The following is a 25,243-nucleotide window of genomic DNA, read 5'->3' as shown; positions in this document are numbered from 1 at the left end:
TAGAAGCAATTATATAAAATAGGAGGTACTTTTTTTGACGCAAAATATAGCGGAAGTTGAAAAAACAAATAGTAGTAAGCAAGCGTACCAAAATAAGTTGAAAACTTTACTTAACAAGGTACCGGAAGTTACTATTTTCTTCTGGATAATCAAAATTTTATGTACAACTGTCGGTGAAACATTTGCTGATTTCATCAATTTCAACCTTGGATTGGGTTTAACTCTCACTACCATCATTATGGGAGTAGCGTTTTTCCTTGTATTGTATCTTCAATTCAGAGCAACGAAATATGTTCCAGGCATTTATTGGACAACGGTTGTACTTATAAGCGTATTTGGAACGCTGGTAACTGATAATTTGACAGATGGAATAGGAGTACCTCTTGAGGTTAGTACAGCGGTTTTCTCCGTGCTGTTAGGATTAACTTTTCTTTTTTGGTATCTTAGTGAAAAAACACTTTCGATCCACTCGATTTTTACAAGAAAAAGAGAAGTTTTCTATTGGCTTACCATTCTTTTCACATTTGCACTTGGAACAGCAGTCGGAGATTTATATTCCGAACAACTTGGTTTTGGTTATCTTAAAACAGGGGTAACAGTCATTATTATCATAGCTTGTATTTTCTTGGCATATAAATCGAAACTTGACGGGATATTAGCGTTTTGGGTTGCGTATATTCTTACTCGTCCACTTGGAGCATCAATAGGAGATTACCTATCTCAACCAAAAGTTAATGGCGGGTTAGGGTTGGGAACAACCATTACTAGCGTCATTTTTCTTATCGCTATTTTAGCAATCATCGTTTTTCTTGCTGTTACAAAAATTGATACAAATGCAAAAAGCGAAACAGCAGAAACAAACCAAACAAATAGAAGCAAGAAAAATGTTTTGACACAAACCATTGCGGTACTCTGTATTTTCTTAGTTGTTGGTATAGGCGGTTATATTTGGCGCAGTGATAATATAGCTTCGCAAACCAATTCTTCACAAGCTACATTAGCCGGGCAATTAACAGATTTTATTAAGATTGAAAGTGATATGATAAAAGATGTAAATTCAAATGACTTTACTTCGGCTAAGAAAAGGGCTGACGATTTGGAACATCAATGGGATACATCGGAAGCTAAGCTTAGGAAAATTGATGGCACCACATGGACTAAAATTGATGGAACGATTGACGTTGTATTATCAGCGGTTCGTTCATCAAACCCTGATGCCGGCAAATCTAAATCTGCACTTAATAATTCGCTTAGTGTCATAAACGGAGTAAATAAATTAGCATCGAAGACCGCTTCTTCACAAACTACATTAGCCGGACAATTAACAGATTTTGTTAAAGCTGAAAGTGACATGTTAAACGAGGTAAACTCCAATAACTTTACTTCGGCAAAAAAAGGGGCTGACGATTTGGAACATCAATGGGACACATCGGAGCCTAAACTTAGGAAAATTGATGGCACCACATGGACTAAAATTGATGGAACGATTGACGTTGTATTAGCAGCAGTTCGTTCATCAAACCCCGATGCCGGCAAGTCCAAATCTGCACTTAATAATTCGCTTAGTATCCTAAACGGAGTAAATAAATAAAAATCTTAGGAATCGCAAATCGCGGTTCCTTTTTTGCGTTTAACTGCTTACCTGCTCCGTTAGTATAAGTACAGCACTTCACAAGTTATTTCCATACAAAAAAACTCGTCAAACACTGACGAGTTTTTCACATTTATCTTGCCATTTCCTTAACCAATTGAAATGTCATTTAAGCAGTTATTTTTGAAAAAGCACCTCAAAACGGAGCCCTTTACATTTTTGAGAGCGGGCTATTTCTTTCTATTATAAGATTACTTCTTTATCCTCAAACACCTTATTCTCCGGGTAAATTAATTCATTATAAAATGTAGCATTGGATGTTGCGATATACGGAAACAACCACAATAAACCAATTCCAAAAGTAAACAAACAAAGAATACCCCAACCAATGAAACTTAGTCCAAGCAAAAAGTATTTCCGTTTATATCCCTTCATTCTCTTCCTGCTCTCAGTTATTGCTTCAAATACAGTAAATTCAGGATGATCTCGTAATAAGTAAAAAGATTGAGAGTAAGCTAAAGCTTTTATTATTCCAGGAATAACAAGTAAGAAAGACCATAAAAAAACGAAAAGGGCTTGTAGTATGGATATTCCAATTAGTCTTAAAGAAGTTTTTCCATCTTTATAGACAGAAAACACCTGTGAAATTTGCGGATTGTCTTTCCTAACCAAAGATAAATAATACCAATAAACCGTGACGGAAAGTGGTAGTAAAGCAATTGAAATGATAGTACTAACTATATTTACTCCTAGCGGCGTATGTTCTTGGTCAATCCATGTTGTAAACCCACCACTCATGACGATTTCAATAATAGTAGGTAGGACTACATTTATTAAAAACAAGATAAAAGTAAGTAGGCACACATTTCCCCAATTTCCTTTTAATGTTTGTTTGGATTTTCTTTTGATTTCAGATATTCTAATGTTCAAAAATAACCTTCCCCTTTTTTACTATATATATAGAATGCTAATCTATTTTACATTTTATATCCAAAGTAGGAAAGCCCTTCTTTATTTAAGATGGGCTTTTCATGTTACGAGAGAGATGCATTCAGACTCGAGCTCGCTTTTTTTCCCTTGAACTGTCCGAATAAGAACTACATTCAGACTCGAGCTCACTTTTTTTGCCTCGTCCTGTCCGAATGTGACCTGCTTTCAGACTCGAGCTCGCTTTTTTTGCCTCGCCCTGTCCGAATGTGACCTGCTTTCAGACTCGAGCTCGCTTTTTTTCCCTTGAACTGTCCGAATAAGAACTACATTCAGATTCGAGCTCACTTTTTTTGCCTCGTCCTGTCCGAATGTGACCTGCTTTCAGACTCGAGCTCACTTTTTTGCCTCGTCCTGTCCGAATCAGACCTGCTTTCAGACTCGAGCTCACTTTTTTCCCCCATCCTGTCCGAATGTGACCTGCTTTCAGACTCGAGCTCACTTTTTTTCCCTTGAATTGTCCGAATCAGACCTTCATTCAGACTCGAGCTCGCTTTTTTTGCCTCGCCCTGTCCGAATGGGACCTGCTTTCAGACTCGAGCTCACTTTTTTTCCCTTGAATTGTCCGAATCAGACCTTCATTCAGACTCGAGCTCACTTTTTTTCCCTTGAACTGTCCGAATCAGACCTGCTTTCAGACTCGAGCTCACTTTTTTCGCCTCGTCCTGTCCGAATGTGACCTGCTTTCAGAATCGATCTCGCTTTTTTTCCCCCATCCTGTCCGAATGTGACCTGCTTTCAGACTCGAGCTCGCTTTTTTTGCCTCGCCCTGTCCGAATCAGACCTGCTTTCAGACTCGAGCTCACTTTTTTAACCTCGTCCTGTCCGAATCAGACCTGCTTTCAGACTCGATCTCACTTTTTTTGCCTCGTCCTGTCCGAATGTGACCTGCTTTCAGAATCGATCTCGCTTTTTTTCCCTTGAATTGTCCGAATCAGACCTTCATTCAGACTCGATCTCACTTTTTTTCCCTTGAATTGTCCGAATCAGACCTTCATTCAGACTCGAGCTCACTTTTTTTCCCTTGAACTGTCCGAATCAGACCTGCTTTCAGACTCGAGCTCACTTTTTTTCCCTTGAATTGTCCGAATCAGACCTTCATTCAGACTCGAGCTCACTTTTTTTCCCTTGAACTGTCCGAATCAGACCTGCTTTCAGACTCGAGCTCGCTTTTTTTGCCTCGCCCTGTCCGAATGGGACCTGCTTTCAGACTCGAGCTCGCTTTTTTTACCTTGACCTGTCCGAATCAGACCTGCTTTCAGACTCGAGCTCGCTTTTTTTACCTTGAACTGTCCGAATGGGACCTGCTTTCAGACTCGAGCTCGCTTTTTTTACCTTGACCTGTCCGAATCAGACCTGCTTTCAGACTCGAGCTCGCTTTTTTTACCTTGAACTGTCCGAATGGGACCTGCATTCAGTCAGGATCACGCCCTTTTTCTCCTTCCGCTTGCCGAATGAAACTGGCATTCAAGATCCAGCCATTATATATAGAAGATAGTATTGGGCTGATTCCAAAAAACGATCAAAAAAATTATAAAAGACGTAAAACATAGACATGGAAAAATATCTATGTTTTACGCCTTTGATATAGACATGGAACTAGACACTATTCAATTCCTTTCCTTCATTCGTTCGGGCAGATTCTGAATTGATTGAACCACCATATCAAGCTTTGTTTCAATCCGATAAAGCAAGTAAAAGGACACAACAATAGGGAATCCTACCTGACTAATGAGAGGTATGAGCTCATCCACGATCCTATCTCCTTTCTTTTCATTATGAAGACATGTAAAAAGAAAGGCCGGCTTTAACGTAATCCGGCCTTTCCTCTATTCATTAAGCAAGTTCATAATCAGTTATATTTCGTTCTACGATTCTAGCACCTTGAGCGGAAACTAAATTGCCGCTTGCTGTCGTAATAATTCCTGAAGCAATAATGTCTGCCATCGATTGCTTGACAATCGCTTCATTCACCGGTTCTTTTGGATTATCAACGGTTAATCGAGCCGTCTTCCCGAACTCGGTAGCAAATTGTAATTCCAATGTTTTAGCCATCCCTTTCACCTCCTATCGTAATCGAATCCCCCGCCATTAAGCTAAAATTTCGGTGTTATCCGCTCTTTCAACACTGTTCAGCGTATCTTTACACAAAACAGATAAGGCTTGTCCCACTTGATAGAGCTGATTTGCTGTTGCTTCTTTCTTGATGTTGTTCAATGTCTTTGCTTTTAAAATCGGAGCACCCTTCTCATCCATTCCAACTTCAAAGACCAATCGCAGCTTTGTTTCTGCTAACATTGCCTGTGCCATTGTCTACCACCTCCTTTCACCTTCTATATATTAAAAAAGGGAGAAAAAGGACATGGTAGATAACAATCTTTTATTAGAAATTAACAAAAAAATTCAATAAATGTAAATTAATGTCGAACTTTTTGGAATTTTCTTTGTTCTATATATAGAACAACTATGGTAATATTTTCCCATAAGCTTTTTTATTTTAAAAGAAAAAGGCAAACCAATTGAAAGATTGGGACGCAAAGCTACAGATCTACTGTTCTATGCTATGATGGCTGAGCTACCTATATTTTAGGAGGAAATATGGTAACTACTACTTTGATTGATGAAAAAGAATTAGACAAAGAATGGGTAGAACTGATTTTGGAAGCTTTAAATACCGGCATAACGGTTGAAGAAATAAAGGAGTTCTTCAATCAAACTGCTTGACCTCTATGAAGGTCTTTTTTTATTCAATAACCCATTGTTAAAATTCTCTACTTTACATACGTACTTTTGTAATAAAACAATTATTATTTAAAATTAATTCTTAAAACTTTCTCGGGGGTGCATCAAATGAGGTCTCAAAAAAAGAAAAGTCGAAAGTGGTTAAAAATAACGAGTATCGTACTCCTAGTGCTATTGGTTGCAGGAGGAGTTTATGGTTACTCCGTATATAAATCGTTTAAAAATGCTGTGGAAACGATGAGCCAGCCGATTGATCGAAAGCAACCGGTAAAGCGTGTGAAGCCAGTTGCTTTGACGAAAAAAGATCCGTTTTCAGTATTAATGCTGGGTGTCGATGAACGCCCGGGGGACAAAGGCCGATCTGACACGATCATAGTATTAACGGTTAATCCAACTAACAATTCAGTAAAAATGCTGAGCATTCCTCGAGATACGCGTACTCAAATCGTAGGAAAAGGCACGGATGATAAAATTAACCATGCCTATGCTTTTGGAGGAGTTCCCATGTCAATGGATACCATTGAGAATTTCCTTGATATTCCGATCGATTACTATATAAAGATTAATATGGAAGGCTTTAAGGATATTGTGGATGCTGTAGGCGGAGTTACCGTCCAAAATACGTTAGACTTCACTGAGGGTGGATTTCATTTTCCACTAGGAGAAGTAAACCTAAACGGTGAAAAAGCGTTAAGTTTCTCGAGAATGAGATATGAAGACCCTAGAGGTGACTTCGGACGTGAAGCACGGCAGCGTTCTATTATTCAAGCTGTTATCAAAGAAGGTACAAGCCTTTCGACTTTAACGAACTATTCCACTATTTTCACAGCTCTTGAGAAAAATATAAAAACAAATCTTACCTTTGAGCAAATGATGGACATTCAAAAGAATTATAGAGAAGCAGGAAAAAACATTCAGCAAATGGAAATAAAAGAAACCGGAACAATGATAAATAAAATCTATTATGGGCTTGTTGCACCTGAAGAAAAACAACGAGTTCAAAATGAATTTAAGGCACAATTAGAATTGAATAAGAAAGCAAGCTGATTGGAGTAATTCCTGTCAGCTTTTTCTTTGTAAGACTCCAGTACTAATAACAATGGCAGATAGGGCCTGTCGACGCTAATTGCAAAATATTATTGGTGACTTTCACAGAAATTAAATGATATCTAAACCAAAAATATGTTGACCATAGTACATTAGACATACTAAAATCGAACTAGTATTAAATTTTTACAGTTTAGGAGGTTATTAACTTTAGTGGATTAAAATGGATTATAAAAAAGTAAATTTGTAGTGTTATCGGATGTGAAAAAACAGAATTTTGAATTAATTACATAAAAAAGTGAGGAGAAAATAATGATAATGAGAAGTAAAAAAATAATTATGTTTTTAGCCATATTTTTTATTTGTTTCACAATATTTATGAAACCACAAAATGCAAATGCTGCTTCCGATCAGAATTTGGTTGTATTAAGCGCTTTAAGTTATAGTGTGTTGGACTCACAAAAAGCACCCATTAATTTGTCTGCCTACAATTATAATTCAGATAAATTAGCTGATATAAAGAACAAATTTAATGAAGCAAAGAGCCGGGGATTTGTAAAGGATAAAGATGTTGTTACTTTTTTAAAAAGAACGCATGCGTTTGATTGGCAGGTCTATAATTATAAATATAATAGGACATCCGGATTTTTTGGTGTAATTTATAAGAATTTAAAAACCGGTGAATATGTTGTTGCTTTCCGAGGCAGCAATAATAGTGTGGACTGGTTATATGCAGATTTACTAAATGCTGTAATAGGTTTTTCTAAACAGACTGACGATGCATTGGCTTTAGTAAAAATGGTCCCTAATTACAATAAAAGAAATGATATAACACTTACCGGTCATTCATTAGGAGGCTATCTTGCTTCCTCAGTTTCAACTTTAACAGGAATAAAGGCTGTTACATACAATGCTCCAGGATTTCCTGCAAGTGCCTATGTAGCTGCTTCTTCAAAATACAATAGTTTGGTAAAAAGTAATAAAAGTTATTTCATGCGTAATTACTATATTTACGATGATTTTACTCACTATTTCGGTAAACATTTAGGAACTCAAAACCAATTAGATTTAAAAGATGCAAAAATTTATTGGGGGCATCCTTATTGGGATACCAAATCCCATCCGATCGTAAGTTTCTTTCCTTATTTACAGTAACAAGTAGTTGCTAGTTTTACAATAAAGCAGGATAGAAAATTCAAATAGAATTCAATTTTCAACTTTGGATACACAAAATCCAATTGCTTTTCCGTAAAATGAATTTAGAAAATATTAAAGGAGAACAGAACGATTCTGTTCTCCTTTTTTATAGTTCTTATCGTAATTATTGCCGCTTTTCAAAACTTCTCTTGCTCTCAAATTTTTCGGCGTTAGATACTTTTATTTAAGAATTTTCGATCATTTCGACTCGTTCGACTAATACAAAGCAATCTGTTTCACCGATTCGGTAATAGTACACTTTTTGACCCTCATCTTGATGTAAACTTTTAAAGGTAACCTCTTTACTTATATCATAATGATTTATTATACCCATGATCTTTTCGAGTATCAGTACTTTATTGGGTTCATTATTAGACACATATTTAATCGGATTTGGTAAATCATCAAAATCAATTGACACTAGCGCAACCGTTTTCAAATTGAATTCCTCTCCTTTTGTAAATATAATAATTCAGCAATAGGAGATTTGCACTAAAAATTTATTTTGTCACATACTACCAGTGAAAATAACATACTTAATTGAAACTACCATTCAAGGTGTGATTATCCTACACTCTCCGTATATCGGCACTTCGAAAAACTACTACACCCTAAGAACTATATATATCGTTTTGTTTGTTTATTAATAAACTTATATGTAGAAAATATTAACAACGATTCTTACAAAATGACTTACAGAGGAACTTACCTATATGTTTAAAAAACTAAAAATTTAAACAGAAAATGATTCAGAAGAATATTGATCATAAAACAAAAAATTCATATTGGATATGTTGTTGCTTTGGCGGCGTTGGCTTCATTTACGACTCCTGTGTATCAAATGGGTAACACAATACGCTTAATACGTTTTCCATTTTTATTATTTGCAAACTTTTTTGGGATGTTAGGAGTAGTTGTTTGTTTTTGTTATTTGATTGCTCATTTGCTGCGCTTAATATAGGAAGACCATTTTTGGAACCTATTTATCCTACTCGAATGCAAGATTTAAAAGACGCATTTTTTAGGTTTCCGTTTCAGCTAACCCCAATAGACCGATAAAACTGCAAACGGGAAATTCGCTGCGTTTTAATCCTAAAAAAGCAAAGGAAAAAAAAGATGTTGATGAGTGATGGGTGTGTGAAGTAATGCAATCTACAGTTGAGGAAAGATTTCAAGTTTCTCCTTATCTAACTTTTTTCTTAGTACATTCCATCCAAATTGGAGTTGGTGTGCTTAATTTTCAAGCTGAAATCGTCAAAGGGGCTGGGAATGACGCTTGGATTTCGATCATACTATCAGGAATGTATATTAATATTTTAATTTGGATGATGTATCGTGTGTTAAACAAGGAAAAGACAGATATCATAGCCATAAACAAAAAAATATTCGGGAAGTGGCTGGGGAACATTTTTAATATTTTTCTTCTAGTGTATTTCCTATTAATATCAATAGTTGTCATAAGCTCCTATTTTGAAGTTATTCACGTATGGATGTTTCCGAATGTCAGTCTACTTTCGTTATGCATTATATTTGTTCCTTTGTTTTACTATATCGTAGAAGGCGGATTCAGAATTGTAACAGGTATTTGCTTTTTCGGAGTAATTCTCCCGCTTTATTTAATTCTAACTTTACTTTTTCCTCTTGAATTTGCAAATTATGCCAACTTACTACCGGTTTTTCATCATTCTGTAAAAGAAATCATGTTGTCAGCTAAACAAATGTCACTTAGTTATATCGGATTCTCCACCTTGTTTATTTATTATCCATTTATTAAGAATCCAGAGAAGTCACAAAAATGGGCACAATTTGGAGTTGCATTAAGTATTTTTATCTATCTCTCCACTTATATTGTATCCATCGTATTCTATAGTGAGGAGCAGCTGAAAATGAATCTTTGGCCAACCTTAGATTTATGGAAGATTATCGAAATGCCTTTTGTCGAAAGATTTGAGTATATAGGGATTAGCTCATGGGCTTTAGTTATCCTTCCGAACATTACATTAGCATACTGGGCATTTATGAGAGGGGCGAAACAAACGTTTGGAGTAAAGCAGCGAAAAGCCCTGTTGTTTTCGCTTATAGTTACGTTGATTATTGTTCCGTTTATTAAAACCCACAACCAAATACTACTATTAGAAAATTCACTTTCTTTCGCAGGATATTTTGTCTTTTTTGGTTACATTCCTTTCATCTTTATCAGCCATTTTATTTACAGTAAGGTGAAAAAAAATAAATAGAAAAACTACTAGTAGGGGTACCGCCACATGCCTATCAAGTTAACATCGTCGAATACCAAGAGTAGATTCCGTTTTTAAAGTACTCGGGATCAGGATTCCTTAGATAAATCCGAGTGTTTAATTTTAAGCGAGAGATATAATAGGCTCCTTTCTCATCCATTTGATGGAGATCTTTCAGGTCGAAATAAACTAAATCACGTATACATAAATCACCTGTTTGTACTGTTTGTAAGGAAGTGAATACATGTCGTAAAAGTTTGACAGCCGAAGGATTAAATCGTTGATTGAGTCCTTCAGGACTTATCAAGACACCCGTTGAAGATTCTAAAGAACTACATAACTGAGTCAAGGAAGTACTCGCTACTTTTTGACTTAACCACACGCACAACGCTATTAATTCTTTGGCTTGATACTTACTCGTCCTTTGAACAAAACCCACTTTTTTGGCCAGCAGTTGGAGAGCTTGTGGGACAAAGATCGTTGTAATTCCTGAGAAAAGAGTGTAAGTTCATTTGAAACTTCGCTACACATAAAAAACACCATCCTTTCCATCATATTACAGAAAGAATAGTGTTTTTTTCGTTTTGGGGATAATGATTTGCCTTAGCTTGATGGGCATGTGTCCCTACCCCTATAACTTCCCAACATCTCCTTTTTTCGCAATCAGTATTCTGCCACCCACACGCTGAGATTGAACACCCGTATACTAAAGTGAGACAAGAAAGGTGGAATGTGATACATGCACAGATCAACTAGTAAGAAACTAATCAAATTAAAATCACAAACAAAAAATATAGGCATTACAGAAAAAAGTATAAATACGCTCGCAAGTGGAACAAATATTCCACTCCCCGCTACTAATCTTCCAGAAAATGAACCAAGCGTCGCCGTTAACCCAATAAATCCCTTAACCATTATCGCTGTTTCTCATGATTATACTGTGGATGGATTTGCTCTTTACCAATCTTTTAATGGAGGTAATACATTTAGTTACTCGGTTTTACCGGTTACCACCGGCTTTGACCTTCTATCAGATCCAATTGTAGATTTCGGTTTAAATAACGTATCTATGATTTCTGGCATCGCAGTAAAAGAAGCAACAAATGAAGCTTCAATAATCGTCTTTCGATCAGTAGACGGTGGACTTACCTACACTAATTCTACTATAGTTTCTGACTTAGTCGGCAATGGAATCTTTGATGATAAGGAATACCTGGCTATCGACAAGTCTTCAACAAGTCCCTTTGAGGGAAATGCCTATATTAGCTATACCCGGTTCACCAATAACTTTAATAATTCGCAAATTTTGCTTCAAAGATCAACAGATGGGGGTTTAACATGGTCATCGGCATTTCCCATCACACCGGTATTCACAGGACTTCCTTTTGTACAGGGGTCAAATGTTCAGGTTGGACCCAATGGAGAAGTGTATGTTGCTTGGATTGAGGAGGATTTTGTTAATGCCAAATTCCAGATTCGCAGATCAGATGATGGCGGGGTGACATTTGGACCAACTGTTACCGTTAGTCCTATCGTTGAGGTTCCTCAATCCCTAAATTCAAAGGTCCCTCAATGGGATTTCCGTACTCCTACATTTGCATTTCTTGCTGTAGATGCTTCAGGATGTTTTGGTTCTGCGGTGTTTGCACGTGTCTATGCTGTCTGGCAGGATTTTAGTACTACTAATGCTCATATCCTTATGTCTTTTTCCGATGATGGTGGAGTGACTTGGTCTACACCAATCCGAGTTGATGATAGTCCAGAGAATACTCAAAATTTTTTCCCGTTTGTTACGGTTTCCTCGTGTAGTGGCACATGCAGTGTAATTTACTATACAAACCGAGTTTCCACTACTCTTTTGGATGTATTTGCAGCTATATCCACTAACGGTGGAACCACCTTTACAAATTCGCGAATAACAGACGTTTCGTTTGACCCTAATGCTGATCCTTCCTTTGGTGAACCGTGTACCTTTATAGGTGACTATATCTTTGCAGCAATAATCCCACCAAATTTGCCAGAACCGGAAAAGTTGATTTCGGTTTGGACGGACACTCGGACCGGGAGTCAAGATATTTTTGCGAATATCAATGATCTAACCCGTTCCCCAACCAGCATTACCTGTCCTGCCAACATTACGGTTGGCAATACTCCGGGGCAATGTGGAGCTGTGGTAAACTTTCCGTCCCCTACAGTAAAAACTAGCTGCCCTGGTGCCATTGTTGTATGTTCACCACCATCCGGTTCCACCTTTCCTGCGGGCACAACAACGGTCACTTGTACGGCTACAGACACTTGTGGAGGAGGTTCGGTACAATGTTCGTTTACAGTGACTGTAGAAGATAGAGAAGCGCCAAGCATTACTTGCCCTGGCAACATTATGGTAAACAATGATCCGGGAGAATGTGGTGCCGTTGTAAACTATCCACCCCCTACCGTTAGCGACAACTGTCCTGGTGTTACATCTGTTTGTACACCTGCATCTGGTTCGTTTTTCCCGGTTGGTACCACAACAGTTACTTGTACTGCTACAGATGCTGCCGGAAATACTGCAACCTGTACTTTTACTGTAACTGTTAACGATACTGAACCACCGGTGATTAATTGTCCTGCAGATATCACGCAATTTAATGATCCGGGTCAATGTGGAGCGATGGTTAACTATCCAACTCCTACCGTAAGCGACAATTGTCCGGGTGTAACAGCTGTTTGTTCTCCGCCATCAGGTTCCTTCTTCCCGGTTGGAACCACACCGGTTACTTGTACTGCTACAGATGCCTCTGGAAATACTACAACCTGTACTTTTACTGTAACGGTGAATGATACAGAGCCTCCGGTTATTAACTGCCCTGCCAACATCACGGTTTTTAATGATCTGGGTAGAAATGGAGCCATCGTTCATTTTGAGCCTGCTATAAGTGACAACTGTCCTAATCCTACTTTTTTCTGTACACCTGCATCAGGTTCCTTTTTTCCAACAGGGATTACACCAGTCACATGTACTGCCACAGATGCCTTTGGAAATACTAGCACTTGTTCGTTCAAAGTAACAGTAATCTCCAGTAGTCACGGAAGCAAAGGCAGTAAAGGCAGCAAAGGCAGCAAAGGCAGCAAAGGCAGCAAAGGCAGCAAAGGCAGTAAAGGCAGTAAAGGCAGTAAAGGCAGTAGTGGAAAACCAAAAGCTCCTAAACGTCATGGAAAGCGAAAACCTAGAAAGGGAGGTCATAGGAAATAAATAATTAAACTATTGTAGACTATCGAGACTTCTTGATAGTCTATTTAATCTTATTATCTTTCTAATGGATATATCACCGTGGAGATATAGGGAGCTATGGTCAGGGGTAGATCTTGTCTTTCGAGAATGGAACGGGCAGCTCAAGTATGAATTCGTTGTCCAACCAGGAGCAAACATCGAAAACATTCAGCTTACCTTTCAGGGAGCGGAGGATTTGTCATTAGATAATAGCGTTTTTTCGTTATGGGGGTAATGATTTGTCTTAGCTTGATGGGCATGGGGTACCACCACATGCCCATCAAGTTAAAATTTTGCAGCACCTCCAGAACGAAATTTTAGACCTTCTTGTTACAAAGAAGATTGGGGGTGACCTTGTTTTCTTGGCTTGATAGGCATTCGTCAGGACCCCTTATAACATTTTCATAGAAAAGCGAAAGCGCCCGTTTAGTGACCTATGGACTTACTCTTGTACAGTTGGACAAATAGAAAAAAACAGACTGGAAATCCCGCCTGTTTTCAATAAATACGCACATTTAATTTTAAAAAGGAGCAAATTACGCCAATTCAACAATTGTAGCAACACCTTGTCCGCCGCCAATGCAAAGTGTAGCTAAACCAGTTTTGGCATTTCTGCGTTTCATTTCATGGATTAAGCTAACAAGAATACGTGCTCCGCTGGCACCAATCGGATGTCCAAGTGCAATAGCACCGCCATTGACATTTAAAATTTCATCTTTAAAGCCTAATTCTTTTCCTACTGCAAGGGCTTGAGATGCAAATGCTTCATTCGCTTCGATTAAATCAATATCCTCGATTGAAATTGCTGCTTTTTCTAATGCCTTTTTCACTGCTGGTACTGGACCAACTCCCATAATGCTTGGGTCTACCCCAGCATTTGCAGTTGCTTTAATCGTAACTAATGGCGTAAGGCCCAATTCTTCTGCCTTTTGCTTGCTCATAATAACTAATGCTGCTGCTCCGTCATTAAGCCCTGGAGCGTTACCTGCTGTTACAGTTCCGTCCTTTTTAAATGCAGAGCGCAGCTTCGCTAATATTTCTACAGTGGTACCTTTTCTAGGAACCTCGTCTGTATCAAAAACGATCGGATCACCTTTACGCTGTGGAATAACAACCGGAACAATTTCATCTTTGAATTTTCCTGTTTCGATTGCTTCAACTGCTTTTTGCTGGCTCCATGCTGCAAACTCATCCTGCTGCTCTCTGGTCAGCTCATATTTCTCTGCAACGTTTTCACCTGTGATTCCCATATGGTAATCATTAAACGCACACCATAGACCATCACTGATCATGCTGTCGATTATTTTTTGATCTCCCATTTTAAAGCCATCGCGGGCATTTTTCAATAAGTATGGTGCCTGACTCATACTTTCCATTCCGCCTGCTACAACGATTTCAGCATCTCCTGCAAGGATCGCCTGCATGGCAAGATGAACGGCCTTCATACCAGAACCACAAACCTTATTAATTGTAAAGGCCGAAGACGTCACTGGAATACCTGATTTTATCTGTGCTTGACGAGCCGGATTTTGACCAACACCTGCTTGAAGAACGTTACCCATTATGACTTCGTCTACCTGCTCCAGTTTTACTCCTGCTTTTTCAAGTGCTTCTTTGATAGTGATTGCTCCCAGTTCAGTTGCAGATACATTTTTTAAACTTCCATTAAAATTTCCAATTGCTGTACGAACGGCACTTACAATTACAATCTCTTGACTCATATTCTTTACTCCTTTTTTTCTGCTTTTATAATTGTCTATTTTCATTGAATTTTGTTGTTTTATGTAGAATGTAAATAGGGTGAATAGAAAAATTAAAAAACTAGCCATTTATACTCTTGATCGGCCGGTGTATAAGCACCTTCTTTTGATCCATCTTAAGAAATGAAACCTCTGTAGGGGTTCCGAGATACGTAAAACTAGGTCATAATGATACAATATTTACCAATATGTTGATCTTTTATTAGGTACTTTTTTTATCTTCCTACTGATTTTTCACCACGAAGGATCATACACGTACTTAAAGCATGGGCAACTAATGAACCGCCTTCATCAAAAACATCGCACTTGATTAGCCCAATAGTCTTTCCTTTCTTTATAACCTCACCTTTTGCTGTAATTTTTTCATTCCAAATCGGTTTCAAATAATTAATTTTAAGTTCAACAGTAGTAAAGGTTTCATTCATTTCTAACAAACTTGAAAAGGCCACGCCCATTGCCATATCGGCTATATCACATAGTATTCCTCCATGGATTGTTCCCATAGGATTTGCATGTTTCTCCGTATTACACTCTAATTCAAAAACTGCTTTACCCTTTTCGATTTGTAACAACTCTGCACCAATTAACTTAGCGATAGGTGGTGGCGGAACCTCACGATTAATTATTTTTTTCATATTTAAAATTCTCTCGTTCATATAAAACCCCTCCAATAAAATGCAAACCGGTCTGTTTTTTTATTATACATTAAACCAAGTTATAGTTGTCAATATGATTTGAATATTCTAATAAAAAAAGGGATGATTTAAATTACATAAAAGGTTATACTTACATTAACAAGACCGTTCGGTTTGAAAATTCTAATGAAAATGAGGTTAAAAATGCGTAAAGGAGAACGAACAAAACAGATGATTATTGAAAAGGCCTCTGGGCTTCTAAATACCCAGGGATACTTGGCAACTTCCATTACAGATATTATGGAAAAGGCTGGTATGGAAAAAGGAGGGATTTATAATCACTTTAAGAGTAAACAAGAACTTTCTTTGAATGCATTTTCATTTTCTATTGAAACGATGTCCACAACCTTCCAAGAAGCAATTAGGAGCAAAAATACTTCTATCGAAAAATTGAACGCACTTCTTGAAGTCTTTTTGTTATTAGCAGAAGACAAGCCAATTCCTGGTGGCTGCCCAATTCTAAATGCAGCAATCGAGTCCGATGATGCGCACCCAGCCTTACGTGATGCGACTCGAGAAGCAATGAATGACCTTTATTCTATGATACTTCAAATTATTCGAACTGGGATAAGAAACAGTGAAATAATCTCCACAATAGATTCGGAAACATTCACAACAATTTTTATATCTACAATTGAAGGATCTCTTATGATGACAAAGCTTTATAACGACACCATTTATATAAATCGAGCCATTGGCTTTTTAAAAGACTATCTAGCTAAGTTTGAAACTAGAGACAAGAATTAAAAAGGTAACAAGAACATAAAAAATTTAAGATCAACTACTTAAATGTATAGGAGGTATAATCAATGAGTACAGCTATTGAGAATGAAGTCATTTATAAAGCAAAGCTTGCAAAAGAAGCAAGTTTAGAAATGCAAAATAAAACAACTGAAGAAAAAAATACAGCACTATTAGCAATTGCAGAGCAATTACTAATAGATCAAGCGTTTATACTAAAAGAAAATGCAAAAGACATTAAATATGGTCATAAATTAGGGTTATCTGAGTCCATAATCGATCGTCTTATGCTGAATCCAGAACGGGTTAAAGCCATGAGTGATGCAATTCATTTAGTAATTAATTTGCCCGATCCAATAGGAGAAGAATTGGAACGCATAAATAAGGATAATGGACTGATTATTAATAAGCGACGTGTGCCACTCGGTGTCCTCGGTATGATTTATGAAGCCCGTCCGAATGTAACCATTGATGCAGCTACGCTGTCTTTAAAAACAGGAAATACAGTTCTACTGCGTGGCTCTAGTTCAGCAAAACACTCCAATATGGCTTTAGTTACGTCTATACATCAAGCATTGAAACGTGTGCAATTCCCTCAAAATGCGGTACTTTTAATCGAGGATACGTCACGCGAAACTGCTAAAACATTATTTAACTTAACAGAGTATTTGGACCTTTTAATTCCTCGTGGAGGCAAAGATTTAATTGATTTAGTGGTACGTGAAGCAAGTGTGCCTGTTATTGAAACAGGGGCTGGTAACTGCCATGTTTTTGTTGATGCAACCGCAAAATACGATATTGTAAGACCAATCGTACTAAATGCTAAAACTCATCGTCCATCAGTATGTAATGCGATTGAAAGTTTATTAATCCATGATGAATTCTTTAATAATTATGGGAAAGAACTACTTGAAACGGTATCAATTGCTGGAGTTAAAATTTATGGAGATGAAAAAGTTTGTAAAGTATTTCCAACAGCCCTCAAAGCAACAAAGGAACATTATGCAAAAGAATTTTCAGATTTAATCATCAGTGTAAAAACTGTAAATAGTGTTGAAGAAGCCATTGCTCATATTAATCAATATGGTACAAAACATTCCGAGTGTATTGTGTCGGAAACGCCAAAGAATGTTGAACAATTCTTAAATGGTATTGATGCAGCAGTTGTCTATCATAATGCCTCAACACGCTTTACAGATGGCTTTGAATTTGGATATGGTGCCGAAATTGGCATTTCAACACAAAAGCTACATGTAAGAGGACCAATGGGGTTACCAGCTTTAACGACGACAAAATATTATGTCAATGGAGACGGACAAATTCGACTTTAATTAGTCACAATGTTATTTAAAATTTCTTTAAATATCTTATAGATTGTTACGATGTTATCTAGAATAAAGTAAATTGAAAAGATAAAAATAGCCAAAAGGCATCTAAGGGAAAAACCTTGATGCCTTTTTAATACCCATTAAAAAGGTGAAAACATATGAATAGATTAATCTCTATCTCTATGTTTTGTGTGTGGTAGTGTCTGCTGCTTTTCTTGTTATTAGGGTATCACATGCCCATCAAGTGAAGTTAAAATCATACCCTCAAAATGAAAAAACGCTATGCTTATCGTAAGAAGTTTACGAGAAAGGATGGCGTTTTGATGAATCCTATCATTTCAAATGAACTAAATCTTTTCGCACAAGAGCTACAATACTTTTTATCTCCAGTAGTCCTACAAGATATCGCCAAACAAGTTGGCTTTGTACAGCGATCTAGTAAGTATCAAGCAAACGAACTTATTGCCCTTTGCGTATGGCTCAGTCAAGAAATCGCTGGCACCTCACTTATACAATTGTGTAGTCAGTTAGAAGCTTCCACTGGGGTACTGATGAGCTCAGAAGGGTTGAATCAACGCTTTAATCCAGCAGCTGTCGCATTTCTTCGAGAGGTCTTTACTTCTCTTCTCACACAAAAACTCTGTTCAAATCAATCGCTTTCTGCACACATGATCTCTACTTTCAATCGTCTCCGTATTTTAGATGCGACAGTGTTTCAACTGCCTGATCATTTCGCCACTGACTATCAAGGTTCAGGTGGGAGTAGTAATACAGCAGGCGTGAAAATCCAATTGGAATATGATTTACTGAGTGGTCAATTTCTTAACGTGCAGCTTGGACCAGGAAAGAATAATGATAAAACATACGGTACCACCTGCCTTGAAACCGTAGAGGCGGGCGATTTGTGTTTACGTGATCTTGGTTACTTCGATTTAGGAGACTTACAAGCCATTCATGATAAAGAGGCTTACTATATCTCGCGGTTGAAGCTGAATACACGCATATATACCAAGAACCCTGATCCAGAATATTTCAAAAATGGCACGTTAAAAAAGCAAACAGAATACATCCAACTTGATATGACACAAATGATGTCTGGTCTAACCCCTGGTGAGACGATCGAAATCCCCGAGGCATATATTGGCCAAAATCAGAAGCTTCCAGCACGTGTAATTATCCATCGTTTAACCGACGATCAAACGCAAACACGGCTGAAAAACCAAGCGATACGTGAAAAGAAGAAAGGTATTGTCATGAAGGATAAAAGTAAACATTTAATGGGCATGAATGTATATATCACGAACACGTTGCTAGAAGAAGTACCGACGAATTTCGTGCATTCATTGTATTCACTTCGTTGGCAGATTGAGATTTTGTTTAAAACGTGGAAGTCATTCTTTGAAATTGATGAATGAGAATATTAAAAGAGAACGCCTAGAGTGCCATTTATATGGACAACTCATTGGAATTCTCCTCTGTTCTTCTACGATGTTTCAAATGCGACAGCTTCTACTTGAAAAGAAAAAGCAGGAGTTGAGTGAATACAAAGCGATTTATATGATTAAAGATTACTTTCCGTTACTGTTTCAAGCGATAGCAGTTGGCCCAGAAGAACTTTTGAAAATTCTGCATCGCCTTTATCAGCTACTCAAAAAGAACGGTCGTAAATGTCATCGATATAAGAAGATGACCGTATTTGATATTCTAGGTGTTGTGTATGAAACGACGGTGAAGCATAGACAAGCTGCTTAGCAAAAAAATCGCGTTTTAATAGGCTTCTTTGGCATGCCTACTTTTCCATCACTCGCTAGTTTTGAAACAAGGATCATTTCGTATCTAGTAATTTACTTTGTTAGCTTGATGGGCATGGGGTACCACCAGCAAAACGCGGAATGTCGGCTGTACCCCATATTAAATTATGACTACTAGAAACGGATTTTATGATATTTGAAGGACTTGACTTAACAGAATGGAACTAGATGTAAATCCGATTTTATCTTAGCTCTGAAAATATTTATCTATGATGCTTTTCATTTGTTGCGGATCAATCACAATTTCATCGTTCTTTGCCTTTAAAATATCATCGTACATACTTTCTCCAACCCCTTGGAGCTGCAGGTAATGCAATTGTTTGTTAGGATCGAGATTTTTCACCGAAAGGCCCAGACTTATCATATCTGACGTTGACATATTGGTCCCGATCATATATTTTGATACGGAATTGACCAGTGCAGGCAGTTTTGGAATATTACCCGGACTTAAAGCTTCTTTTGCAATCCCTTTTAATGCCTCCAACTGAAGCTGCTGCCGTCCATAATCCCCATTTGCAAGGGAATGGCGCTCACGGGCAAGAGCTAATACCATTTTACCGTCAAAGAAATGGGGACCGGCATTAATGACCTGATTGTTTATTTTCACATCCGTTGGTACATTCATTTGGATACCGCCCATTGCATCTACCATCGATTGAAGACCCTCAAAATTGGTTTCAACATAATAATTTATCGGCACTCCCGTTAATTCACTAACTGCTTGAACCGCCTGTTCTATCCCTTGCTTAGGCCCTTTGTTGGCCTGCAAAATATACTGGACACTCGTTAATTTTGTATAGCCATATCCATCTAAATGAACACGAGTATCACGAGGAATACTTACCGCATTGATTTCATTTTTCCCCAAATCAACATGGACCAGCATCATGGTGTCGGAATGACCAATCGTTTCACCCGGTCTTTCATCTGATCCCATTATTAAAATGTTTAATCCGGGAGCATTCGTATAGGTTTGCTGTTTTGTCTGGTTTTTCCGGTTTGTCTGGTTTGTTTTCCCTGTTGTATCTGTCTTCCCGGTAGAAACAACAGGTATGGTTTTAAAGTGATTCATTGGCTGAAGCTGATTGTATTCAAATACTAGGGCCGCGACTGTAATAATGATAATTCCTAAAAAACTGTAGCCAATAACTTTCCATTTGCGCTTCTTTTTCATAATACCTCCGCCTTGTTTTACCATTTTTTAATTCAAAGATTCATAATATTTAATATTTTACCACCATTTGGAGTAACTGTCAGGAGCTTCAAAGAATGAGAAGGCTAAGAGGTTAATTTAGAAAATAGGCTTTTGCTTTATTAATCATGTCGTATTTTAATAATATCTATATCTCTTTATATTAATTTCGAAATCGCAGTTACATGGAAATTAAAAAATACTGCAACTACCTGCAGCATTTTTTTATTCTTGTATATTTAATCTGTAAAAAAATCAATAAACTCTATTCCACCGTTTACGGATATGACAGTAGATGATTCAGTACGCTTTCTCTTTAAAAAATGCTTCTATTTGCTCGTCGCCTCTTTTGGCAGCAAACATTAGGCTCATTGTAAAAAGCATGGCGATAGAGCCGACAACCACACCTGCGATAAAAATAAACATAGGTTCCCTCCAATTATATGTTTCATAATTCGCAGGAAGGTAATCATATTCGGCACCTGGCTGGCGTAGTTTATTCAAACCTTAGCCCCTATAGTTTTGCGCCTCCATTTTTCAATGGGTTTGCCCTTTCGTACGAACTATATAATTTATTCATATTATACCATCATTTTCCGGCAAAAACAGCACTTTTCAACTATGTAATATATAGATTAAGAGACTAAACAACTAGAGTTTTTTGAGATTAAAAAATTTAGTAGGAATATGTATTTATGACAATTATACTTAAAAAAGCCATTTTTTGATGATTTTCAACTTTTATACCTGTATAATAAATAAAGCCACATAAAGGGCACCGTCACCTAGGTGATGACGCAAAGCTATAGGGGCCTCTGTCAAATTTATAAGGCCAGCCAGCTACCATCAAACAGCAAAAGGGGAAATTTGATGTCAAACTATTGGCTTACACCTGAAGAAGTAGTTCAAAAGAAAAAGAGGAACAAAATCCTTCTTTATGTTTCAATAATGGTTGGGACGATCGTACTAAGTGCCTTGTTCACTTATCTAGCACATACTATATAATGAATGAGGGTCCTATTTACAGCTAGGATCCTTTTTTATTGTTTTGATTAGGGTACACCTAAATGAGATTTATTTTTCCATTATATTTCGTAGTGCACGGTCAATATTATTTTTCCCTAATTCACGTACCGCAGTCCAATAAAGGGCTACTTTTGCAGTTGACCACATATCTTCATTTACAATTAGTTCTGCTACACTCTTAGAAGTGAAATTCTTAAAAATAAGTAAGGTGTTTTCCCATTTACCCGAAGTCCCTCTACTTCTGATCTCCTGAATTTCTCTAGCTGTTTGGGGAACATGAGCATATCCGATCATATTCCATTGGTAAAAGTCCAAATCAATTCCATAACCCAAAAATTTGATTATATCTCTATTAATAATAATCCCCAGTTCTTCATTTGCTCCACGAACAGCTGTATTATATAAATCCGGACCATCATTAATACTGTGACGGTCCAATAATGGATGGACTCCTTCAACCACACTGATATCCATTTCACTACCTCTTGCACCGCTAACTTCTGTCCGTTGAGTCAGAATAATATTTTCATCAGATGTAATAACGACTAATCCAATCCCAAATCCATTAGCTAATATTGGTTGTACCTTCTCTAATTGCCTATAGGGAATATATTCTTCTCCTATTGTTTTACCTGAATTTAACTTTCTGGTTAACTGCATGTTCGTAGCCAGGAATGAGTAATAATCTGTTTTATAGAAATTAAATAAAACGGTCATATCTTCTTTATCTTCTGTTCTACTAGGTATGTATTTAGCTAATCCGTACAAAGGACCGTTCCACTTGTATTCTAAGCCATTTACCTCTTTTCCTTTTTCCTGTTCAGCAATTTCCCTTTTTATTGTCTCTAGCTCAACCGGCAGTGGAATCTCATCATGAATAACTCTACATTCTATATTTTCCGGTTTAAAATCAGACTGTCCGTCTCCATCAATCACATAAAAATGGGTTGAGGTATTTCCAATTGTAAAAGGATGAGACATAAAATCATTTTTCTCACTAAAAAGGCGCTTATACCTTCGTTTTATATTACTCTTTAAGTTTCTTAATCCATCATCAAATACTACACTCAAAAAAAGTCCTACAATGCCACCAACAAAAGCAGACAGCATTTCCCCCTTAATGGAATGTACTATTCCCTTTATCGTTTCCAACATGTTGTCACTCCTAATGAAATACTAAAGCGGGCCAACCATTTCCTCTCAATGCTTCAAAAAGAATATCATTCTAGCATTTTATATTGTATTTCTATGTTCAAAAATTAATAAGAATTAAACATAAAAGTAAAGACTATAGGTATAAAATACTAGCTTATATATAGTTATACCATAACCCTAACAACTTCATAAGGAAATTATGACATCAATCAAGATAATACTATCAATACATAATACCTGCTAGTATTGTGGCATCATTTGTTTAACTAAATCCTTACATTATCCGAGCAGTTCCAACAAATAAACCATTTGATCAAACGTTTGATTAAATTTGCTACCAACCTTTATTTATTAAGGATTGCACTCTCTAGTCATAAAAAAATTTGTCATTTATTGTTCACAGAAATTATCGAAATATAACGATTCTTAAGTACTCTCGTTCGTGGCCCCAAGTCGCTATTAATAGTTTACTATTCTTGAAAGTTCAGGCGGTGACAAGCACAGGAAAATGAACAGTTTTACTAAATTCATAATTCCGACATAATTCTTCAATTCTATTTCTTCATCAAACGTTTGATTAAATTTACTTTTAGCTTTGATTTAATAAGGTTTTAAACGCTAAATCTATAAATAAAATGTCGTTTAACGGGAGCGATATATATCGGACTGTGACAAAAATTGTAGACTGAAGTACATAGTAAAAAATACCTACTTATTATTTAATATACACGAAAGGAACACTCTCCCATATTTTCAATATCATTTCCACTAAATAAACAGTTACAATTCAGCAACAGAGTTACTAATTATTGATAAGAACAGTTAAAGAATAAACAAATATTAGTCACTGTACGATTGTCAACGGTATTTCTATTTTAATATTAATCCAGGAAATCAGGCAGTGCAAAAAAATTTACCCAAGTCAACTTTTGTAGATTACAGTCCGTGGTAGAAATTGGTACCCCATTATCTAATGGTCTTAAAAAGGAGAATTTCCTTGAAAAAAGAGACCATGTATATTGGAGAAATACTAAAGAGATTAAGGTTTTCTAAGCAACTTAGCCAAGAGGAACTAGCTTTCCGCAGCGGCTTAGATCGGACAACTGTAAGTTATATTGAAACAAATGTCCAAGCACCAAGTTTAAATTCAGCCTTTGCACTTGCAAAAGGTCTTGGTATCAAGGCTTCTGAGCTTATAAAAGAAATTGAGGAAAATCCGAATTTGATTGTGATAAAGGAAAAAGAGAGTAAGAATCGATTTACTAAATAGCTTAAAGGAGGTGATGAATGTGTGAAAAGCACAATAAAATAGCCAAGAGCATTTGGTGTCCTACGAAGACAGTGCCCTTGGCCGGATAAGTTAGGGTTGCTAACTTAATGCTAGTATATCCTTTTTCGAAAATAATTCAACAGAAAAGTAGATGAAGGGGCTGAAGATTTTGACGATAGAAAAAAACTATATTATTAATCAACATTTGATGTGCATGGTAGGCGTTTACGATCGAAACGGAAAGACGTGTACAATCGTTAGAGAAGTGAACAAGACTTTTATAGTCGACAAGTCCCCATTAGAAATTCTAGAGTTCAGCATTAAATCGATAGGTTTCAACCTAAGAGGTGCCATGACAACTTCTAAATGGTTCATGGGTGATATACATATGTGTCCGGTAATGGTAAATCCAATTCTGAAAATCTGTCTATTTCCGATTCAATCAGCCAAACGGGTCGATACCATGTGGTTTAATCCGGAACATATTCGTAGGACCACCAGCTTTTTTAGAAAAACGAACGTGGAGTTTAAGAATGGTTTCCATATGAGAGTTCATTCTAAATTATCCTCCTTCAACAATAAACTAAAGATTGCAGAACAATACCAAGAAATTACCGTTGAAGCGGGCAAAAACCCTACCTCCTTTCTTCTTGAACCGAAAAATAAGCAATTACTTCTTAGTCATTTACTGGTGTTAAATTCTTTAGTTGGAATACTGGAAATAATTTGCTGATTTTGACAAATTTAATCTGATAGAATGACCACCTAATAGCAGATAATGATGATGGATAGTAAAAACACCTGAGAATTAGCCCATCGTATTAATTAAACATTTTCAAAAATAGGTGAGGTGTTTTTAGGTTGATTAATTCGCAAACAGTTGTTGGAGATATGGAGATCTATTATCTTCATGTAAGAAAAGGCTTTATTATAACAGTAGAAACATTCAAATATCCCGTGGGCTATACTGGATTCGCTACAAGTAATCTGCTACTGCATGATGATCTAACAGGAATGGCCAGACATAAAAATAAACGAGAGTGTATTAAATTAGCTATTAATCATCTGAATGAATTAATTGAGGAAGAGTTTTCTGTGAAACATTAGAGTTCGTATGAATGGGGACGTTATCCGACAACGTGCCCCTTTTTCCTTTATACAAACTTGGAGCTTAAGAGCCAAAATTTTTAATACAAAACAAAAGAGTAGAT

General features: G+C 36.9%; 23 protein-coding genes, 3 pseudogenes and 3 riboswitches. Of the genes and pseudogenes, 15 read left to right on the top strand and 11 right to left on the bottom strand.

Annotation, left to right across the window (positions count from 1 at the left end; translation table 11 throughout):
• Positions 1 to 34: 34 nt before the first annotated feature.
• Complete coding sequence (locus tag AC3ANV_RS01540) at positions 35 to 1,591, top strand: COG4705 family protein (protein WP_488311947.1); 1,557 nt, start codon at positions 35 to 37, stop codon at positions 1,589 to 1,591.
• Positions 1,592 to 1,834: 243 nt separating this feature from the next.
• On the opposite strand, the gene AC3ANV_RS01535 is transcribed toward AC3ANV_RS01540, so the two are convergent.
• The 4 genes from AC3ANV_RS01535 to AC3ANV_RS01520 form a co-directional block, all read right to left on the bottom strand.
• The gene (locus AC3ANV_RS01535; RefSeq protein WP_488311946.1) at positions 1,835 to 2,521 is read right to left on the bottom strand and encodes a DUF975 family protein; all 687 of its coding nucleotides are present in this window, start codon (positions 2,519 to 2,521) and stop codon (positions 1,835 to 1,837) included.
• A gap of 1,667 nt (positions 2,522 to 4,188) precedes the next feature.
• Positions 4,189 to 4,332, bottom strand: coding sequence for a YvrJ family protein (locus tag AC3ANV_RS01530; RefSeq protein ID WP_488311945.1), 144 nt, complete (start codon positions 4,330 to 4,332; stop codon positions 4,189 to 4,191).
• An 82-nt stretch (positions 4,333 to 4,414) separates the two neighbouring features.
• Positions 4,415 to 4,633: a DUF2922 domain-containing protein gene (locus AC3ANV_RS01525; RefSeq protein WP_488311944.1), complete on the bottom strand. Its 219-nt coding sequence runs from the start codon at positions 4,631 to 4,633 to the stop codon at positions 4,415 to 4,417.
• A 36-nt stretch (positions 4,634 to 4,669) separates the two neighbouring features.
• Positions 4,670 to 4,888, bottom strand: coding sequence for a DUF1659 domain-containing protein (locus AC3ANV_RS01520; protein ID WP_488311943.1), 219 nt, complete (start codon positions 4,886 to 4,888; stop codon positions 4,670 to 4,672).
• 189 nt (positions 4,889 to 5,077) lie between these two features.
• Positions 5,078 to 5,161: riboswitch (cyclic di-GMP riboswitch) on the top strand.
• A gap of 15 nt (positions 5,162 to 5,176) precedes the next feature.
• Between AC3ANV_RS01520 and AC3ANV_RS01515 the strand changes: the two genes are divergently transcribed.
• The 3 genes from AC3ANV_RS01515 (at position 5,177) to AC3ANV_RS01505 (ending at position 7,522) form a co-directional block, all read left to right on the top strand.
• Complete coding sequence (locus AC3ANV_RS01515) at positions 5,177 to 5,302, top strand: anti-repressor SinI family protein (protein ID WP_488311942.1); 126 nt, start codon at positions 5,177 to 5,179, stop codon at positions 5,300 to 5,302.
• Positions 5,303 to 5,428: 126 nt separating this feature from the next.
• The gene (locus AC3ANV_RS01510) at positions 5,429 to 6,367 is read left to right on the top strand and encodes an LCP family glycopolymer transferase (protein WP_488311941.1); all 939 of its coding nucleotides are present in this window, start codon (positions 5,429 to 5,431) and stop codon (positions 6,365 to 6,367) included.
• A 318-nt stretch (positions 6,368 to 6,685) separates the two neighbouring features.
• Positions 6,686 to 7,522: a YqiA/YcfP family alpha/beta fold hydrolase gene (locus tag AC3ANV_RS01505; RefSeq protein WP_488311940.1), complete on the top strand. Its 837-nt coding sequence runs from the start codon at positions 6,686 to 6,688 to the stop codon at positions 7,520 to 7,522.
• A gap of 226 nt (positions 7,523 to 7,748) precedes the next feature.
• Here the strand turns inward: AC3ANV_RS01505 and AC3ANV_RS01500 are convergent, their stop codons facing one another.
• Entirely contained in the window at positions 7,749 to 8,003 is a 255-nt protein-coding gene (locus AC3ANV_RS01500) for a hypothetical protein (RefSeq protein WP_488311939.1), read from the bottom strand.
• Positions 8,004 to 8,357: 354 nt separating this feature from the next.
• Here AC3ANV_RS01500 and AC3ANV_RS01495 point away from each other — a divergent pair.
• A pseudogene (locus AC3ANV_RS01495) lies at positions 8,358 to 8,694 on the top strand (spore germination protein); the annotation flags it as partial.
• A gap of 15 nt (positions 8,695 to 8,709) precedes the next feature.
• On the top strand, positions 8,710 to 9,801 hold the full coding sequence (locus tag AC3ANV_RS01490) for a GerAB/ArcD/ProY family transporter (protein WP_488311938.1): 1,092 nt from the start codon (positions 8,710 to 8,712) through the stop codon (positions 9,799 to 9,801).
• 67 nt (positions 9,802 to 9,868) lie between these two features.
• On the opposite strand, the pseudogene AC3ANV_RS01485 reads toward AC3ANV_RS01490, so the two are convergent.
• Positions 9,869 to 10,332 (bottom strand): annotated as a pseudogene (locus AC3ANV_RS01485) (transposase); the annotation flags it as partial.
• A 208-nt stretch (positions 10,333 to 10,540) separates the two neighbouring features.
• On the opposite strand from AC3ANV_RS01485, the gene AC3ANV_RS01480 reads away from it, so the two are divergent.
• Positions 10,541 to 13,036, top strand: a complete 2,496-nt coding sequence (locus tag AC3ANV_RS01480; RefSeq protein WP_488311937.1) for an HYR domain-containing protein — start codon at positions 10,541 to 10,543, stop codon at positions 13,034 to 13,036.
• Between the two features lie 64 nt (positions 13,037 to 13,100).
• Positions 13,101 to 13,289 (top strand): DUF7948 domain-containing protein, encoded by a 189-nt coding sequence (locus tag AC3ANV_RS01475; RefSeq protein ID WP_488311936.1) that lies wholly within the window; start codon positions 13,101 to 13,103, stop codon positions 13,287 to 13,289.
• A gap of 301 nt (positions 13,290 to 13,590) precedes the next feature.
• Here AC3ANV_RS01475 and AC3ANV_RS01470 read toward each other — a convergent pair whose 3' ends face one another.
• Positions 13,591 to 14,775: an acetyl-CoA C-acetyltransferase gene (locus AC3ANV_RS01470; protein ID WP_488311935.1), complete on the bottom strand. Its 1,185-nt coding sequence runs from the start codon at positions 14,773 to 14,775 to the stop codon at positions 13,591 to 13,593.
• Between the two features lie 254 nt (positions 14,776 to 15,029).
• Positions 15,030 to 15,470: a PaaI family thioesterase gene (locus tag AC3ANV_RS01465; RefSeq protein ID WP_488311934.1), complete on the bottom strand. Its 441-nt coding sequence runs from the start codon at positions 15,468 to 15,470 to the stop codon at positions 15,030 to 15,032.
• A gap of 183 nt (positions 15,471 to 15,653) precedes the next feature.
• Between AC3ANV_RS01465 and AC3ANV_RS01460 the strand changes: the two genes are divergently transcribed.
• The 3 genes and pseudogenes from AC3ANV_RS01460 to AC3ANV_RS01450 all read left to right on the top strand — a co-directional run bounded on the left by AC3ANV_RS01460 (position 15,654) and on the right by AC3ANV_RS01450 (position 19,330).
• Positions 15,654 to 16,256: a TetR/AcrR family transcriptional regulator gene (locus tag AC3ANV_RS01460; protein WP_488311933.1), complete on the top strand. Its 603-nt coding sequence runs from the start codon at positions 15,654 to 15,656 to the stop codon at positions 16,254 to 16,256.
• A gap of 62 nt (positions 16,257 to 16,318) precedes the next feature.
• Positions 16,319 to 17,581 (top strand): glutamate-5-semialdehyde dehydrogenase, encoded by a 1,263-nt coding sequence (locus AC3ANV_RS01455; RefSeq protein WP_488311932.1) that lies wholly within the window; start codon positions 16,319 to 16,321, stop codon positions 17,579 to 17,581.
• A gap of 320 nt (positions 17,582 to 17,901) precedes the next feature.
• Positions 17,902 to 19,330: pseudogene (locus AC3ANV_RS01450) on the top strand (IS4 family transposase).
• Between the two features lie 246 nt (positions 19,331 to 19,576).
• On the opposite strand, the gene AC3ANV_RS01445 reads toward AC3ANV_RS01450, so the two are convergent.
• Both AC3ANV_RS01445 and AC3ANV_RS01440 read right to left on the bottom strand, forming a co-directional pair.
• Complete coding sequence (locus tag AC3ANV_RS01445) at positions 19,577 to 20,563, bottom strand: LCP family protein (RefSeq protein WP_488311931.1); 987 nt, start codon at positions 20,561 to 20,563, stop codon at positions 19,577 to 19,579.
• 318 nt (positions 20,564 to 20,881) lie between these two features.
• Complete coding sequence (locus AC3ANV_RS01440; RefSeq protein ID WP_488311930.1) at positions 20,882 to 21,085, bottom strand: hypothetical protein; 204 nt, start codon at positions 21,083 to 21,085, stop codon at positions 20,882 to 20,884.
• Positions 21,056 to 21,142: riboswitch (cyclic di-GMP riboswitch) on the bottom strand. Its footprint overlaps the gene before it by 30 nt.
• 203 nt (positions 21,143 to 21,345) lie before the next feature.
• Positions 21,346 to 21,429, top strand: a riboswitch (cyclic di-GMP riboswitch).
• 22 nt (positions 21,430 to 21,451) lie between these two features.
• Between AC3ANV_RS01440 and AC3ANV_RS01435 the strand changes: the two genes are divergently transcribed.
• Complete coding sequence (locus AC3ANV_RS01435) at positions 21,452 to 21,586, top strand: hypothetical protein (RefSeq protein WP_488311929.1); 135 nt, start codon at positions 21,452 to 21,454, stop codon at positions 21,584 to 21,586.
• A gap of 69 nt (positions 21,587 to 21,655) precedes the next feature.
• Here the strand turns inward: AC3ANV_RS01435 and AC3ANV_RS01430 are convergent, their stop codons facing one another.
• Positions 21,656 to 22,762 carry an NUDIX hydrolase gene (locus AC3ANV_RS01430; protein ID WP_488311928.1) on the bottom strand — a complete coding sequence of 369 codons (1,107 nt, stop codon included), beginning with the start codon at positions 22,760 to 22,762 and terminating at the stop codon, positions 21,656 to 21,658.
• Positions 22,763 to 23,759: 997 nt separating this feature from the next.
• On the opposite strand from AC3ANV_RS01430, the gene AC3ANV_RS01425 reads away from it, so the two are divergent.
• The 3 genes from AC3ANV_RS01425 to AC3ANV_RS01415 all read left to right on the top strand — a co-directional run bounded on the left by AC3ANV_RS01425 (position 23,760) and on the right by AC3ANV_RS01415 (position 25,139).
• Positions 23,760 to 24,032 (top strand): helix-turn-helix domain-containing protein, encoded by a 273-nt coding sequence (locus AC3ANV_RS01425; RefSeq protein ID WP_488311927.1) that lies wholly within the window; start codon positions 23,760 to 23,762, stop codon positions 24,030 to 24,032.
• Between the two features lie 169 nt (positions 24,033 to 24,201).
• Entirely contained in the window at positions 24,202 to 24,765 is a 564-nt protein-coding gene (locus AC3ANV_RS01420) for a competence protein ComK (protein ID WP_488311926.1), read from the top strand.
• Positions 24,766 to 24,893: 128 nt separating this feature from the next.
• A complete protein-coding gene (locus AC3ANV_RS01415; protein WP_488311925.1) occupies positions 24,894 to 25,139 on the top strand; it encodes a hypothetical protein in 246 nt (81 codons plus the stop codon).
• The last annotated feature ends 104 nt before the right edge of the window (positions 25,140 to 25,243 follow it).

The sequence above is a fragment of the Neobacillus sp. DFD-2R genome (assembly GCF_057747865.1).
This window is presented reverse-complemented; position numbering and strand designations above follow the sequence as displayed.

What these genes read in the sequence shown, in the direction of transcription:
- AC3ANV_RS01525 (WP_488311944.1), bottom strand. Translation starts at nt 4,633, where the DNA reads ATGGCTAAAACATTGGAATTACAATTTGCTACCGAGTTCGGGAAGACG.
- AC3ANV_RS01520 (WP_488311943.1), bottom strand. Translation starts at nt 4,888, where the DNA reads ATGGCACAGGCAATGTTAGCAGAAACAAAGCTGCGATTGGTCTTTGAA.
- AC3ANV_RS01515 (WP_488311942.1), top strand. Translation starts at nt 5,177, where the DNA reads ATGGTAACTACTACTTTGATTGATGAAAAAGAATTAGACAAAGAATGG.
- AC3ANV_RS01510 (WP_488311941.1), top strand. Translation starts at nt 5,429, where the DNA reads ATGAGGTCTCAAAAAAAGAAAAGTCGAAAGTGGTTAAAAATAACGAGT.
- AC3ANV_RS01505 (WP_488311940.1), top strand. Translation starts at nt 6,686, where the DNA reads ATGAGAAGTAAAAAAATAATTATGTTTTTAGCCATATTTTTTATTTGT.
- AC3ANV_RS01490 (WP_488311938.1), top strand. Translation starts at nt 8,710, where the DNA reads ATGCAATCTACAGTTGAGGAAAGATTTCAAGTTTCTCCTTATCTAACT.
- AC3ANV_RS01480 (WP_488311937.1), top strand. Translation starts at nt 10,541, where the DNA reads ATGCACAGATCAACTAGTAAGAAACTAATCAAATTAAAATCACAAACA.
- AC3ANV_RS01475 (WP_488311936.1), top strand. Translation starts at nt 13,101, where the DNA reads ATGGATATATCACCGTGGAGATATAGGGAGCTATGGTCAGGGGTAGAT.
- AC3ANV_RS01470 (WP_488311935.1), bottom strand. Translation starts at nt 14,775, where the DNA reads ATGAGTCAAGAGATTGTAATTGTAAGTGCCGTTCGTACAGCAATTGGA.
- AC3ANV_RS01465 (WP_488311934.1), bottom strand. Translation starts at nt 15,470, where the DNA reads ATGAACGAGAGAATTTTAAATATGAAAAAAATAATTAATCGTGAGGTT.
- AC3ANV_RS01460 (WP_488311933.1), top strand. Translation starts at nt 15,654, where the DNA reads ATGCGTAAAGGAGAACGAACAAAACAGATGATTATTGAAAAGGCCTCT.
- AC3ANV_RS01455 (WP_488311932.1), top strand. Translation starts at nt 16,319, where the DNA reads ATGAGTACAGCTATTGAGAATGAAGTCATTTATAAAGCAAAGCTTGCA.
- AC3ANV_RS01445 (WP_488311931.1), bottom strand. Translation starts at nt 20,563, where the DNA reads ATGAAAAAGAAGCGCAAATGGAAAGTTATTGGCTACAGTTTTTTAGGA.
- AC3ANV_RS01435 (WP_488311929.1), top strand. Translation starts at nt 21,452, where the DNA reads ATGTCAAACTATTGGCTTACACCTGAAGAAGTAGTTCAAAAGAAAAAG.
- AC3ANV_RS01430 (WP_488311928.1), bottom strand. Translation starts at nt 22,762, where the DNA reads ATGTTGGAAACGATAAAGGGAATAGTACATTCCATTAAGGGGGAAATG.